The organism is Micromonospora sp. NBC_00389 (genome assembly GCF_036059255.1).
Taxonomy (GTDB): Bacteria; Actinomycetota; Actinomycetes; order Mycobacteriales; family Micromonosporaceae; genus Micromonospora.
Genome location: NZ_CP107947.1, coordinates 740,013 through 754,198, shown reverse-complemented (window position 1 = coordinate 754,198; position 14,186 = coordinate 740,013). Strand labels below are relative to the sequence as shown.

Genomic DNA, 14,186 nt, shown 5'->3' with positions numbered 1-14,186 from the left:
ATCAGTCGTTTCTACAACGTTGTAGGCAACGTTGTAAAGAGTTGATGTCGAGGTATGGTGCGCTGGGTTACCTCGGGGAGGTTGCGGCGTGCGAAACAGGCTGAAGGACGTGGCCGAACGGGCCGGCGTGTCGGTGAAGACGGTCTCCAACGTGGTCAACGGCTACGTGCACGTGCGGCCGGACACCCGCGCCCGGGTCGAGGAGGCGATCGCCGAGCTGAACTACCGGCCCAACCTGTCCGCCCGTCACCTGCGCAAGGGCCGCACGGGCGTGATCGCGCTGGCCGTGCCGGAACTGGACATTCCGTACTTCGCCGAGCTTGCCCGCCACGTCGTCACCGCAGCCGCCCAGTTCAGCTGGACCGTGCTGATCGACCAGACCGGAGGCCGGCGCGAGCAGGAACGCGTGGTGGCCTCCGGCATCACCGACCACCTGATCGACGGGTTGATCTTCAGCCCGTTGGCGCTGACCGCAGAGGACCTGACCGGCCTGGACGGCACGCCGATGGTGCTGCTCGGCGAGCGGGTCGACCACGGCCCGGCGGATCACGTGGTGATCGACAACGTCGGCGCGGCCCGGGAGATCACCGACCACCTGATCCGGCTCGGCCGGCGTCGGATCGCGGCCATCGGCTCGCAGCGCACGCCCGAGGGCGCCAGCGCCCGGCTGCGCCTGACCGGCTACGCCGACGCGTTGCGCGCCGCCGGCCTGGACTACGACGAGGCCCTGGTGGCGCCCGCGTCGGCCTGGCACCGCGCCGACGGCGCCGCCGCCATGCGCGGTCTACTCACCTCCGGGGTACGCCCCGACGCCGTCTTCTGCTTCAACGACACGCTCGCCCTGGGTGCCCTGCGCGCCCTGCACGAGGCCGGCCTGCGGGTGCCCGAGGATGTGGCGGTGGTCGGCTTCGACGACATCGAGGACGGCCGGTTCTCGATCCCCACACTGACCACCGTCGCCCCCGACAAGGCGCAGATCGCCCGGCTCGCCGTCGAGTTGCTGGCTGAGCGCCTCGACGGCGACCGCTCCGCCCCTGCCCGCGAACTCTCCGCCCCCTATCGCCTGGAAATCCGCGAATCCACCCAGACCCCCTAACCGGTCGACCCGGTTGGGGCTGGCCGGAGTGGGGTTGGTCAGTCGAAGAAGCGGGCCAGGTGGGACTGGGTTGCGGGGTCGGCGTCGGGGGGTAGCGGGGTGAGGTCGGCGAAGATCGAGGCACCGTCGCAGCCGGCGTGCAGCGGGTACCAGCGCGGGGTGCCCGGCGGCCGGAGTTGGCAGATCCCCTTGAACGTCTGCACGTCCATCAGTCGGACGTGGGTCGGGTCCGCCACCGCGTTCACATGCCCCCACCAGGGGCTCATCACGTGCAGTACGCCGCCCGGGCGGAGCACCCGGTGGCACTCGTCCACCAGCGGCAGGAAGTCGATCAGGTGCTCCAGGATGTGCACCGCGAAGAGGACGTCCACCGAGTTGTCGGCCAGCGGTAGCGAGCCGGAGAGGTCCGCCACGGCGTTGACCCCCGGCGCCGGGTAGATGTCCAGCCCCAGGTTGCCCGACCACTGCTTGGTCGGCCCGCAGCCGAGGTCCACCACCACCGGCTCCCGCCCGCCAACGCCGACCCGGCACCAGACGCCGTAGACCCCGGCCAGCCGCCCCACCAGGTCCCGGACCAGCCGCAGGTCGTCGGGCTCGGCCACCTCCCCGCTGAGATGGGCCACCCCCCGGTCGAACCGCACCTCGACTGCCAGACCACGCAGCCGGTCGTCGTGCCGGACCTGGTCCGCCCACGCCTGAGCGAGGAACTCGTCGATCGCCCGCAGCCGGTCGGCCGAGGGCGGAGTCTGTGCCAAAGCGACCATTCGGGTCACCTCCCGCCGCGCGATACCCGCATCCGCGCCCGGTATGCCCCGCTCGTCTACCGCGTCGGCGGGTCGGAGTGCCGTTGATCGGCGTGTCGCAGTCTTCGAGGCCAGGCCGCAGCGAGCGTGATACCTCAGAGTCATAAAAATGCCTCTGAGGTATCACGCTCAACTGTGACTGGTGCCCGGCCGAGCCGGAACCGCACATCCGGGCACGGGTCGAGCGGGAACCGCAGGGCCGGACCGGGTCAGTCCGCCGAGCGGTCGCAGTGGTCAGCCGGAGAGGGTGCGGCGGCCGGGCCGGCCGCCGCCGCGCATCCGCTGCCGGGGCGGCGCGGCGGCGGGCTTCGGCCGCTTGAGGTGGTAGCGGTGCAGCTCATGGTTGCCGGGCAGGGACGGGTCCTCGCTCATCGCGACCAGTTCCCAGCCCTGGTCGCCGGCCCGGTTCAGGTGGGCCAGCGCGGTGTCGCCGTACGGCGTCACGTCGACCATCGAGCCGTCCGGGCCGTACCAGACGAAGACGACTTCCCAGCCCAGGTCGTTGGTCGCCGCCTGGCGACGGCGGACCAGCAGTGCGTACTCCCACTTGAGCATGGCGTCATTGTCACCCCGCGGCGACGCGCCGGCACGGATCAATCCTCGGCGATCCGCCCGGCGTCGACCCGCAGCCGACGGTTCGTCTCGATGGCGGCCAGCATCCGCCGGTCGTGGGTGACCAGCAGCAGCGTGCCCGGATAGCTGGCCAGCGCCGATTCGAGCTGCTCGATGGCGGGCAGGTCCAGGTGGTTGGTGGGCTCGTCGAGCACCAGCAGGTTGACCCCACGCCCCTGGAGCAGGGCCAGCGCCGCGCGGGTCCGCTCACCGGGGGAGAGGGTGGCCGCCGGCCGTGGCACGTGCGCCGCGCGCAGCCCGAACTTGGCCAGCAGGGTCCGCGCGTCCGCCGGCGACATCTCCGGTACGGCCGCCTGGAACGCGTCGATCAGCGGCGCGTCGCCGAGGAACAAACCCCGGGCCTGGTCCACCTCGCCGACCACCACCCCGGGTCCGAGTGAGGCGGTGCCCGCGTCCAGCGGCAGCCGGCCGAGCAGCGCCGCCAGCAGGGTGGACTTGCCCGAGCCGTTCGCCCCGGTCACCGCCACCCGGTCCGCCCAGTCGATCTGGAGGTCGATCGGGCCGAGAGTGAAGCCGCCCCGGCGTACCACCGCGCCGCGCAGCGTGGCCACGACGGCGCCGGCGCGTGGGGCGGCGGCGATCTCCATCCGCAGCTCCCACTCCTTGCGGGGCTCCTCCACCACGTCGAGCCGTTCGATCAGCCGCGCGGTCTGCTTGGCCTTGGCCGCCTGCTTCTCGCTGGCCTCGCTGCGGAACTTGCGACCGATCTTGTCGTTGTCGGTGGCCTTGCGCCGGGCGTTCTTGACGCCCTTCTCCATCCACGCACGCTGGGTACGAGCCCGCGCCTCCAGCCCGGCCCGGGTGTCGGCGTACTCCTCGAAGTCGGCGCGGGCGTGCCGCCGGGCCACCTCGCGCTCCTCCAGGTAGGCCGCGTAGCCGCCGCCGTAGTGGTGCACCTGCTGCTGCGGCAGATCCAGCTCCAGCACGCGGGTCACCGTGCGGGCGAGGAACTCCCGGTCGTGGCTGACCAGCACGGTGCCGGCGCGCAGCCCCGTGACGAACTCCTCCAGCCGCTCCAGCCCGGCCAGGTCCAGGTCGTTGGTCGGCTCGTCGAGCAGGAACACGTCGTAGCGGCTGAGCAGCAGCGAGGCCAGCCCGGCCCGGGCCGCCTGGCCTCCGGAGAGCCCGGTCGTCGGGTGGTCCAGGTCGATGGCGAGCCCCAGGTCGGCCGTCACCTGCTCGGCGCGTTCGTCCAGGTCCGCGCCGCCGAGGGCGAGCCAGCGCTCCAGCGCGTCGCCGTAGGCGTCATCGGCGCCCGCCGTCCCGGCGGTCAGCGCCTCGGTCGCGGCGTCCAGCGCCGCCTGCGCGGCGGTCACCCCGGTCCGCCGGGCCAGGAAGCCGCGCACCGTCTCGCCCGGTCGCCGGTCCGGCTCCTGCGGCAGGTGTCCGACGCTCGCGGAGGGCGGGCTGAGCGTGACACTGCCGGCTTCCACCGGCAGCAACCCGGCGAGAGTACGCAGCAGCGTCGACTTTCCGGCACCGTTCGGCCCGACCAGGCCGACCACGTCGCCGGGGGCGACCACCAGGTCCAATCCGGCGAAGAGTGGGCGGTCACCGTGCCCGGCGGCCAGGTCCTTGACGATCATCGTGGCGCTCATCAGGACGGCAGCCTATCCGGCCGCCCGCATATGACCGGCCGGCAGCGGGCAGACTCATCGACGTGGTGACCACACTGGCGATCGACTGCGGTGGCGGGGGCATCAAGGCGTCGGTGCTCGATGAGGCCGGCACGATGCGGGCCCGGCCGCTACGGGTGCCGACCCCGTACCCGTTGCCTCCTGCGCTGTTTGTCCAGACCCTGCTCGACCTGGGCGCTCGGCTGCCAACGCCGGACCGACTGACGGTCGGCGTGCCCGGGATGATCCGGCACGGTGTGGTGGTGACCACACCGCACTACGTGACCCGCAGCGGCCCCCGTACCCGTGTCGACCCGGACCTGCTGGCCGAGTGGTCCGGCTGGGACGCGCGAGGCGCGCTGGCCGAGGCGTTCGGGGTGCCGGCGCTGGTGCTCAACGACGCCGAGGTGCACGGTGCCGGGGTGGTCGCCGGCACCGGCTGCGAGTTGGTGCTGACCCTGGGTACCGGGCTGGGCAGCGCCCTCTTCGACGGCGGGGTGCTCGCCCCACACCTGGAGCTGTCCCACGCGCCGGTGCGTTGGGGCACCACCTACGACACGTACGTGGGCGAGCCGGAGCGCCGCCGGCTCGGCGACGCCTTCTGGTCCCGGCGGATCCGCCAGGTCGTGGACGGGCTCCGCCCGGTGTTCCGCTGGGACCGGCTCTATCTGGGCGGGGGCAACTCCCGGCTGATTCGGCCTGAGCAACTGGCCCGGATGGGCGATGACGTGGTGGTGGTGCCGAACACTGCCGGGATCGTCGGTGGCGTCCGCGCCTGGGAGTTGGCCGCCGGGCGCCGGGACGCCCGCGCCTGACCCGCCGAGGGCCGGATTCGGCCCGATCCCAACCCGGGGAACAGTCGCTAAACGGCCAGCGTTGTGCCAGCGTCGGAACAGGTGACGGCGCGACCCGAGGAGGTGGGCAGATGGATCTTCTGGCGGACTACCGGCGGGCGACCATGTTCTTCGAAACCGGTGACCCGAGCGGAGCGGCCCGACTGCTGGAGCCGATCGTGGACGCCGAACCCGGCAACGCGGCGGTACGGCAGCTGCTGGCCCGGGCCTACTTCCAGTCGGCCCAGCTCAGCCGGGCCGAGGAGCAGTTGCGGGAGCTGGTCGACCGGGACCCGAGCGACCATTACGCGCACCACGTGCTGGGTCGGACGCTGGAGCGGCTCAACCGGCACTCGGACGCGCTGCGGCACCTGCGGATCGCTGCCGCGATGTACGCGGCCAACGACGACTACCGGGTCGCGCTGGAGCGGGTGGAGACCCGCCTGGGCGGCAGGCGCTGAGCGCGGACCGGTGATATGCACGGGGCGGCCCTTCGGGGTCGCCCCGTCATCGTCCGGCGGGTGGGCCGACGGGCGTGCCTAGGATGGCGGACATGGGACCTGACCGGCCGGGGGCTGCGGCATGAAGCTCAAGCTGGATCTGCACGAGATCTTCAACAAGGGCCAGGACATCGACCGGGCGTTGCGCGGGATCATGGACGAGGCGGTGGCGAAGAAGGCCACCCTCGTGGAGATCATCCCTGGCAAGGGGTCGGGCCAGCTCAAGAAGCGGGTGCTGCGGTTCCTCGATCAGAAGGACGTCAAGCAGCTCTATCACCGGGTGGAGAAGGACTCCAAGAACTTCGGCCGGCTCTTCGTGCACTTCCGCTGGAAGTAGAGGCCCCGGCTGTACGGCGATCAGGTCCGCGTGCCGTAGCCGTCTTCGGTGGCGTCTGGCACAGTCGCCGTTGTGATCGACTGGCCGAGGACCCGGGCTGCGCTGAGCTGGACGGTGTTGGCATACGCGTTCGCTGGTCTTGCCACTGCGCCGCTGGCGGCGGCGCCCAGGCCCGCACACCCGGTCCCGTGCGAGGAGATCACCGGGGATCCAGCTTGGTTGGTATGGGTGTTCCGCGAGACCGTGTGGCTCTCCCTCGCGTTCTCGCTGCCCCTGGCCGCCGTGGTGACGGCCGTGTTCGTTTGGCGAACTGGGCTGTCCAGCAAAGGCGCGGCAGCCCTCGGCGTCGGTGTCGGCCTCGTGCTGGCGGCAGCCACCGTCGGCTATTCCATAGCGGGCGCTACCTGCGGGTACGACCTGGAGCAGGCCCACCCGTGACAGCAGAGAGCATGGGCGGCGTTGATCCGTGACCACGACGGAGATCACGAGCCGGCGAGCTGACTCGGCGACGGCTCCCGTGACCTGTCGGATCAGTGAGTTGTCGGCTCCGGGCGGGCACCGTGGCCGGTCGGGCGCCGGGACCAGCACTGCGGGCGCTGCCGGATGGCGAGCTCCAGTGCCTGATGGTCGGACTCGATCATTTCCCGGGCTATTCGACGCGCCATCTCCAGGCGGTCGGTCTGCCTGTCAAGATCCGTCGGGCCGGCGCCAGCCATATCGAACTCCTTGTCAGCGTTCGAACTAGTCGCATCATCCGTCAGGCCGGGGTGCGTCACCATTCCCCGATCGGCGGAATCCAACCGCCGTACGGCTCTGTGCGCCGGACCCCCGTTGCGCCGATGGTAGCGGTGCCCGCGCCACCCCATCCGGAACTGCGGAAACTGTTCGCGGCATGTGGCGCGGTCAATGTCGATGGCCCCGGCCCGGTTGCCGTCGGTCGGTACATTGCATCGTGCGCTGTCGTGGGGCGCGACATGTCCGGTGAGGGATCTTCGCAACAGGAGGACCGCCGTGCAGCAACCGAGGAACACCGACCCGCTGTTCGTCGCCGTCGAATCCGATGTGATCACCCGAGCGGACGTCGCCGGGCTCGTCGCAGGGCGGCTGGCTGCCCTCCGGGTGCCGGGCCTGCTCTCCCCGGCCCGCTGTCACGCGATCACCGCCGCCCTCGCCGCCGCCCCGATGGACCGCTACGAGGAGAGCCGGGTGTTTCCGGTCGTCGCCAAGTTCGGCCCGGCCATCAACGACCACCGCGATGCCGGTGACCTGCGTGAGGACTACTGGGATGCGGCCCGCGCGGCCGAGAAGACCTGGTCCACGCTGGGCCTGTCGGACGCGCCGCGGGAGTTGTGCCTGGCCGCGTTCCGGGCCGCCTGGCCGGACGTCGCACCCGGGCGGCGGCAGCGGCGGGAGATGCACGTCGGCATCGTCCGCGAGATCAACGCCGGCCTCCAGGTGCACTTCGACGACGCCGTCCGGGAGTACGCCGGCCGACTGCTCGACACCGACGTGGTGGCCCAGTTGGCCTTCAACATCTACGTCCGCGTGCCGCCGGCCGGCGGTGAGACCGTGCTGTGGCGGCGGCGGTGGCAGCCGGACGACGAGGACCTGCGCGTTCCGGGCGGGTACGGCTATGACGAGTCGGTGACCGCCGACGCGCAGTCGTTGACGCTGCGACCCACGCTCGGCGAGGGCTTCCTGTTCGACCCGCGGCACTACCACACGGTGCGTCCCGCGACGGATGGCCGGCGGATCTCCATAGGATGTTTCGTCGGGCTCACCGACGACGGTCGACTGGCCCTCTGGTCGTAGCGAAGGGCGTTTTCCCATGGTGGACAGAAGCGACGTCGAGGCGGCTGCGGCGCTGGTCGAGGGGCGGGTCCGGGAAACCCCGGTGTTGACCATCGACGGTGCCGATCTGGGTGTGCCGGGGCAGCTCAGCCTCAAGCTGGAGTTGCACCAGCACACCGGCTCGTTCAAGCCGCGCGGCGCGTTCAACCGGATGCTCCAGGGGTCGCTGCCCTCGGCGGGGGTGATCGCCGCCTCGGGTGGCAACCACGGCCTCGCCGTCGCGTACGCGGCCCGCTCGCTGGGTGTGCCGGCGGAGGTCTTCGTGCCGGTCACCGCCTCGCCGGTGAAGGTGCAGCGGCTGGCCGGGCTGGGCGCCCAGGTGCGGCAGGTTGGCCAGCACTACGCCGAGGCGCTGGCGGCGAGCACCCAGCGGGCCGAGGAGACCGGCGCGCTGGTCGTGCACGCGTACGACCAGCCGGAGGTGGTGGCCGGTCAGGGCACCGTCGGCCGGGAGCTGGAACGGCAGCTGGACGGGATCGACACCGTGCTGGTGGCGGTCGGCGGGGGCGGGCTGGTGTCCGGCATCGCCACCTGGTTCGACGGGTCGGTACGCGTCGTCGCCGTCGAGCCCGAGCAGATCCCCACCCTGCACTCCGCCCTCAAGGCCGGCCGGCCGGTCGACATCGAGGTGGGCGGCATCGCCACGGACTCGTTGGGCGCCCGTCGGATCGGCGAGATCGCCTTCGACACCGCCCGCCGGACCGGGGTGGTCTCCGTGCTGGTCCGCGACGAGGACCTGGTGCGGGCGCGCCGGCTGCTCTGGTCGGAGCTGCGGGTCGCCGCCGAGCTGGGCGGCGCCGCGGCGCTGGCCGCGCTGGTCGGTGGCGCGTACGTGCCGCAGGCGGGGGAGCGGGTGGCGTTGATCGTCTGTGGCGGCAACACCGACCCGAGCGACCTGGGTCCGGCCGCGCCGCACTGACCCCGACGCCCGCTGCGCCGAGCCCGGTGGCGGTCGTCGGTGCTCAGCGTCCGCCGGTGGGCCCGGCCGTTTCGTCGCCGTTGCGCAGGCGACGCAGCGCATGTTCCACCTGGAGAGTGTCCAGGTGGGTGTCTCCGAGCAGCCGCCGCCGGTCGGCCAGCAGCTGCTCGTACGCCTCGATCGCCGGGTCGAGGCGCCCGTCGAGCAGCAGGAGCGCGGCCAGGGTGGCCCGGATGGCGAGCACCTCGCTGCGGTCGGCGTGCCGGGGCTCGACGGTTGCCAGGGTGGCCCGCAGCTCCGTCTCCGCCTCGTCGAGCCGGCCCTGCTCCTGCATGCAGCGGGCCAACGTGTGCCGGGCCTGCCAGGTCTCCGGCTGGTTGAGTGGCCAGGTGCGGTACCGGACCTCCAGGATGGCGTGCAGCATCTCCTCGGCCTCGGCGGCCCGGTGTTGGGCGAGCACGGCCAGCGCGAGGCTGTGCCGCACCACCATGGTGTCCCAGTGCTCCGGACCGCGGACCTGGTCTTCGGCAATGACGATCTGCCGCAGCTCCAGCTCGGCCTCCGGCCACTGACGCTGCGCCATGATCGCCTTGGTCAGCTTGTGCCGGCTGGCCAGCGTGTCGGCATCGTCGCTGCCGAGCACCCTGGTCCGGTCCGCGATCACGTCGCGGAGCACCCGCTCGGCCATCTCCGGCTGGTTCCGCTCCAGCCAGGTGCGGCCCAGCTCGTGCCGCAGCGCCAGTACCTGGGGCCGGTCGCGCTCGTGGTCGTACGCGCCACAACCGCGCACGATCGGGTCGAGAATGTCGAAGGCCGAGCCCGGCAGGCCGACCGCGATGAGGTAGCGGGCGGTGAGCCGGGCCAGCTCCAGCGCCCGGCGTACCGTCTCAGGGTCGTGTTTCTGCTGCTGCGGCACGAGGTATTCGCGGACCGCCTCGACCAGGTGCGGCACCAGCACGTCCCAGTTGGCCCAGACGCCCGAGTCGTCCGGGCTCTGCCCCTCGGTGGCGGCGAGCAGCAGCCTCATGACCAGCCCGTGGTACTCGGCGATCTGCTCGCGGACCTCGTCCCGGTCCCGGAACATCGCGTGCACCAGCGGGTGCAGCGACAGCACGTGCGCGAAGGCCGGGTCGGTGACGTCCTCCCGGACGTCGAAGTCGACCAGGGTGAGGTCCCCGATGCCCTCCAGCACCTTCACCCGCTGCCGGCCGGTCAGCCCTTCGAAGAGTGGCGACCCGGCCAGGATGGCCGGCTTGAGCACCACCTCGTAGGGCACCGGGGAGATGCTCAGGCAGGCCAGCACGTTGAGCAGTGGGCGGCTCTGCTGGAGCTGGCGGCGGGCCAGCAGGTCCAGTGAGATGTCGTCGACCTCGCGGACGATCTCCAGGCCGAGCGACTCGTCGAGGTCGATGTCGGCGGCGTCGCGCGGCGAGCGGAACCGGCGCTCCACCGCAGCCCGGTAGTCGGCGAAGGTGGTGATGGTGGAGGAGCCGCGCCAGACCGGGCTGGCGTTGACCGACCGGAGGTAGTTGCCGGCCGCGCGCAGGGCCAGCGGCAACCCGCCCAGCTCCCGGGCCAGCTCCCGGGCGTCGGCCAGGTCACCGGCCTGCGGGCCGGCCCGGTCGATCAGCACCTGCGCGCCGGCGTCGGCGTCGAGCGGGCGCACCTGGTGCAGAGTCGACCAGGTGCCCCAGGTGCTCCGGTTGCCGTCCCGGGTGGTCACCAGGACCATGCCGTCCTCGGCCTCCGGGCTGCGCAGCCAGCCGGTGCCGTCGGCGAGCACCCCGTCGGTGGGGCCGAGCGTGCCGGGCTCGTCCACGCTGTCGAAGATCAGCAGCCAGGGCTGCCCGGCCTGGTTGAGGTAGCGCCAGACCAGGTCCGTTGCGCTGATCATCCCGGCCCATGCCTGGTCGACCTGGGTTTCCGAGGCGCCGAGTTGGCTGACCACCTCGCGCATCCCCGAGTTGAGCCGGCCCGCCTGCACCCACCAGACGGTCCGTCCGTCCGAACGGGCACGGCGGGCGATCTCCAGGGCGACGTGGCTCTTACCTGAGCCGCCCATGCCGCAGAGGATGTGCACCGAGGCCCGGTCCCCGGCGATCTCCCGTGGCCGCATGATCTCGTCGATCAGGTCGTCCCGCCCGTGCAACGGGCAGTCCAGCCGCCCGAGCGGCGGGTCGACAGAGACCCGACTCGGCCGGTCGTAAGCCGGCCGGGGCACGCCGGCATCGTCGGGTGGAACGTCCGCAGTCAATGCGGTCCCCCTTCGGTGGCGAAATTGCGGCGGGGTAGGCGACAGAAAAGATCATGTCCATCTGGTGGACAGTGGGAGGGATTGTCGCTCGCACCACGCCAACCGCAAGGATATCCACCACCGTACTGACTCGCACACTCTCCGTTTAGGTCACCCGCGTGACCGGAATCGGTGCCGCGATTTCCATTTCGCGATAGATTCGGGCCGATCCGCCGTACGGGACACTCGCCTGGCGCATCCACGATGGACGCATGAACTGGTCGCCACACCAGGCCGCCGTCGACTGGGGTTCCGTGCCGGACTGGTTTGGCGCGGTCGGCTCGATCGCCAGCGTCCTGTTCGTCTACCTTGGACTGCGCCGGGAGATCCGTGCCCGCCGGACCGACGAGCTGCGGGTCCGGGCCACCCAGGCCCGGCTGATCTCGGCGGTGGCCGAGATCCGGGGCAACTCGGTGCTCCGGGTGACCGTGGCCAACGAGAGCGACGCCCCGGTGCTGGACGTGACGGTGTTGCCGCGGCTCGTCCCGCCCGACGATCCGGAGGGCACGCCCACCGAGTTGGCCGCAGTGAAACAGGTACGCCGGATACACGGTCGGGACAGTCACGAACTGTTCGTCACCGTGACGGCGGAGCATCGGTTGCGCGCGGCCGACACCGTTCTGGTGGATCTCACGTACACCGATCACGACGGAAACCGCTGGCGGCGCAGCGGCGCCGGCCAACCCGAACCGGCGAGCTGACCGGATATCGCCGGGCGGATCCGCAACGGCGCCATGCGGCATTTCCGATCGGTACGCACGGCCGGTGGGCCGCCGGAGAACTGGCTCCGCCGGACCACCGGCCCGTCCGTCACAGGGGATAGGTGCGGGCAACCGCCAGCATCTCGGAGCTGTGCGAGCCGACGACGCCGACGGCTGGCGGCCGGGGGCGGAAGCCGGGCAGCGCGTCCAGCCCGTCACTGGCGTCCATCGCGCGCAGCGCCACCTGCCCGGCGATCGGTCGCAGGGTCAGCGTGACCTCGATCCCCTCGGCCGGCGGGGCGTGGAAGACCAGCCCGAAGCCCCACCTGCCCGCGCGGGGCTCCACCGGCACCGACCGACCGGCCACCTCGGCCCGGAGCACGGTGGCGGTCGACGTGTCGACGTGCAGGGTGGCCAGCCGCGCCACCCGCTGCGGGGTGAGCCGCAGCCGCAGGGTGCGTTCGCCGCCGGCGACGCTGTCGGCCAGCACCTCCAGCTTCGGCGCCGGCAGGCTCGCCGCCTGCGCCGGGCCGGCCCGCAGCTCACCATCGCCGAGCCCGGGGAATTCGTCCCCGACGTCGGTCACCCCGTCCACGTAGCCATCGGTCCACGGCTGCGGATCGGTCTCGTGGCTCAGCCAGCGGGCCTGGCCGGTGCCCGCGTCCATGGCGTACATCAGGTGGGTGGGTGCGGGGTGGGCGGCGTCGAAGCGGTCCACGGCCAGGCCGACCCCCGCGAGCACCACCGCTGCCACGGCGGCGGCCCCGGCCGGCAGCACCGCGAGCCGCCGGGCCCGCAGCGCCCGCATCCCGCGCTGGCCACCGGCCTGCGGATGCAGCAGGTCGACCACTGGCAGCGCGGCCAGGCCGAGCAGCACCGCGACCAGCGCGGCCACGCCGCCCATGGCCATCCCCAGCGCGGGGAAGAGCAGCACCACGGTGGGCAGCAGGATGACCACGCCGACCGCGCTGGCGGCGGTCACCGCCACCACCGGCCACGTCCCGGTCTGCCGGGTGCGCAGCGCGACCAGCCCGCCGAGGGCGCCGGCCAGCGCCGGCAGGGTGGTGAGGTACGCCCCGCCGGGCACCGCCACGGCGAGCAGCACCCCGAGCAGGGCCAGCCAGGCCAGCCCGCCGACGGCGAGCGCGGCCGGCCCGATCCGGCGGCGGGTCAGCGCGTACCAGGTGAACAGGATGGCTGCGGCGAGCGCCAGCACGGCCAACCGGAACCAGATCGGCCGGTACGGGTCGAGCAGTTCGGCGTACCCCGGCCGGATCGCGGTGATCGCCATCCAGAGCAGCTGTGCGGCGAGCGGCGCGGCCACGATCGGCACCAGGGCCAGCCCGAAGCCGGCGGCAAGCCGGCCGGTGCTGGCCCGACCCTGCCGACGGGTCAGCCAGCCCAGCGCGGCCACCGCGAGCACTGCCAGCAGGGCCAGCGGCAGGGTGAGCCAGCCGGGGTAGCGGACCAGCCCGCCGGGGACCGGGAAGTAGGTGGCGTCGTTCCCGGAGCGTAGGTCGGTCAGGTCGGTGCGGCCGAACTCCCGGGCCAGACCCAGCGCGTTGTCCCCGTGCTGCTGGAGGCTGCCCCGATCCATCGATGCCGGGGTGTCCAGTGGCGTGTGGTAGATCGCGCCACCGTCGATGTACGCCGAGTTCAGCCCGACGAACTTCCGGTCCAGGAACGCGGTGAAGTCGGTGTCGTTGGGCAGCGCGCGGTAGATCTCCACGGCGAACGAGGTGCCGACCGGGTGCGGGGCGGCGCGGCCGAAGACGTCCACCAGCTTCGCGTTGTTCCGGGACGTCTCGAACATGATCACGGGGCCGGTCGAGCCGCGCGCCTCCAGGTTGAGCACCACCCCACCGTCGGCGGCCAGCGGATGGCTGGCGGCGAACGCGGAGGCGCCGCAGAGGCACGCCTCCTCGGCGTCGGTCAGCACGAAGACGATGTCGTTGCGCGGCCGGGGGCCGGCCGCCAACGCCCGGGCGACCTCCAGAATGGCGGAGGTGCCGGCCGCGTCGTCGTTGCCGCCCGGCCCGGTCTGCACCGAGTCGTAGTGGGCGACCAGGAAGACCCGGCCCGTCGGGTCGGTGCCGGGCAGCCGGGCCACCACGTTGCGTACCCGGGCCAGGGTGGCCCCACCCGCCGCCCCGCTGAGCTGGCCGGCTTCCGGGGCGACGGTGTCCTGCACCTCGGTCTCCAGGCCCAGCCCGCGCAACTGCTGCTCGATGTGCGCGCGGACCTGGTCGTTGGCCGGGCTGCCGGCGACGTGCGACCGGGCTGCGATGACCTGGACGTCCTCGTACGCCCGGCTGGCGCTGAACGCGTCCACCGGCGCGTCGGCCGACCTCGGCGCCGGGGTGCGCAGGTCCAGCAGGCCGCCGGCGCCGACGGCGACCAGCGCGACGAGGGCGGCCACGGCGGCCGCGAGCCGCCGGCGGGGCCGGGCCAGCGCGCGGTCGGCGAGGGGTACGTCCGGACCCGTGCGGGCCGGCCTGCCCTTCGTGACGGGGGTGGGGGGTGCGCCCACGGGAACTCCTCGGGGGTGGTGGGGCCTGGGGTGGCACCATCCTGCCCCTCCGCGGCTCGGGGTGGGACGGCCGG

General features: G+C 72.6%; 12 protein-coding genes and 1 pseudogene. 8 read left to right on the top strand and 5 right to left on the bottom strand.

The annotated features are described in order from the left end of the window. Positions 1–88 precede the first annotated feature (88 nt). Positions 89–1,096 (top strand): LacI family DNA-binding transcriptional regulator, encoded by a 1,008-nt coding sequence (locus tag OG470_RS03595; protein WP_328420719.1) that lies wholly within the window; start codon positions 89–91, stop codon positions 1,094–1,096. Positions 1,097–1,134: 38 nt separating this feature from the next. On the opposite strand, the gene OG470_RS03590 is transcribed toward OG470_RS03595, so the two are convergent. The 3 genes and pseudogenes from OG470_RS03590 to OG470_RS03580 all read right to left on the bottom strand — a co-directional run bounded on the left by OG470_RS03590 (position 1,135) and on the right by OG470_RS03580 (position 4,130). Further along, positions 1,135–1,860, bottom strand: a complete 726-nt coding sequence (locus tag OG470_RS03590) for a methyltransferase domain-containing protein (protein WP_328420717.1) — start codon at positions 1,858–1,860, stop codon at positions 1,135–1,137. Positions 1,861–2,208: 348 nt separating this feature from the next. Beyond that, positions 2,209–2,454 (bottom strand): annotated as a pseudogene (locus tag OG470_RS03585) (hypothetical protein); the annotation flags it as partial. Between the two features lie 38 nt (positions 2,455–2,492). Continuing rightward, entirely contained in the window at positions 2,493–4,130 is a 1,638-nt protein-coding gene (locus OG470_RS03580) for an ABC-F family ATP-binding cassette domain-containing protein (protein ID WP_328420715.1), read from the bottom strand. A gap of 62 nt (positions 4,131–4,192) precedes the next feature. Here OG470_RS03580 and OG470_RS03575 point away from each other — a divergent pair, with 62 nt between their 5' ends. The 6 genes from OG470_RS03575 (at position 4,193) to OG470_RS03550 (ending at position 8,588) form a co-directional block, all read left to right on the top strand. Further along, positions 4,193–4,963 (top strand): ROK family protein, encoded by a 771-nt coding sequence (locus OG470_RS03575; protein ID WP_328420713.1) that lies wholly within the window; start codon positions 4,193–4,195, stop codon positions 4,961–4,963. A 110-nt stretch (positions 4,964–5,073) separates the two neighbouring features. After that, positions 5,074–5,442 (top strand): tetratricopeptide repeat protein, encoded by a 369-nt coding sequence (locus tag OG470_RS03570; RefSeq protein WP_328420711.1) that lies wholly within the window; start codon positions 5,074–5,076, stop codon positions 5,440–5,442. 121 nt (positions 5,443–5,563) lie between these two features. After that, on the top strand, positions 5,564–5,818 hold the full coding sequence (locus OG470_RS03565) for a Smr/MutS family protein (RefSeq protein WP_007465523.1): 255 nt from the start codon (positions 5,564–5,566) through the stop codon (positions 5,816–5,818). A 228-nt stretch (positions 5,819–6,046) separates the two neighbouring features. Then, the gene (locus tag OG470_RS03560) at positions 6,047–6,256 is read left to right on the top strand and encodes a hypothetical protein (RefSeq protein ID WP_328420709.1); all 210 of its coding nucleotides are present in this window, start codon (positions 6,047–6,049) and stop codon (positions 6,254–6,256) included. 573 nt (positions 6,257–6,829) lie between these two features. Then, complete coding sequence (locus tag OG470_RS03555; RefSeq protein WP_328420707.1) at positions 6,830–7,630, top strand: 2OG-Fe(II)-dependent halogenase WelO5 family protein; 801 nt, start codon at positions 6,830–6,832, stop codon at positions 7,628–7,630. A 16-nt stretch (positions 7,631–7,646) separates the two neighbouring features. Continuing rightward, positions 7,647–8,588: a threonine/serine dehydratase gene (locus tag OG470_RS03550; RefSeq protein ID WP_328420705.1), complete on the top strand. Its 942-nt coding sequence runs from the start codon at positions 7,647–7,649 to the stop codon at positions 8,586–8,588. Positions 8,589–8,631: 43 nt separating this feature from the next. Here the strand turns inward: OG470_RS03550 and OG470_RS03545 are convergent, their stop codons facing one another. Further along, on the bottom strand, positions 8,632–10,809 hold the full coding sequence (locus OG470_RS03545) for a tetratricopeptide repeat protein (RefSeq protein ID WP_328420703.1): 2,178 nt from the start codon (positions 10,807–10,809) through the stop codon (positions 8,632–8,634). A gap of 284 nt (positions 10,810–11,093) precedes the next feature. On the opposite strand from OG470_RS03545, the gene OG470_RS03540 reads away from it, so the two are divergent. Further along, a complete protein-coding gene (locus OG470_RS03540) occupies positions 11,094–11,582 on the top strand; it encodes a hypothetical protein (RefSeq protein ID WP_328420701.1) in 489 nt (162 codons plus the stop codon). Between the two features lie 109 nt (positions 11,583–11,691). Here OG470_RS03540 and OG470_RS03535 read toward each other — a convergent pair whose 3' ends face one another. Continuing rightward, positions 11,692–14,112: a M28 family peptidase gene (locus tag OG470_RS03535; RefSeq protein WP_442931036.1), complete on the bottom strand. Its 2,421-nt coding sequence runs from the start codon at positions 14,110–14,112 to the stop codon at positions 11,692–11,694. Positions 14,113–14,186: the final 74 nt, after the last annotated feature.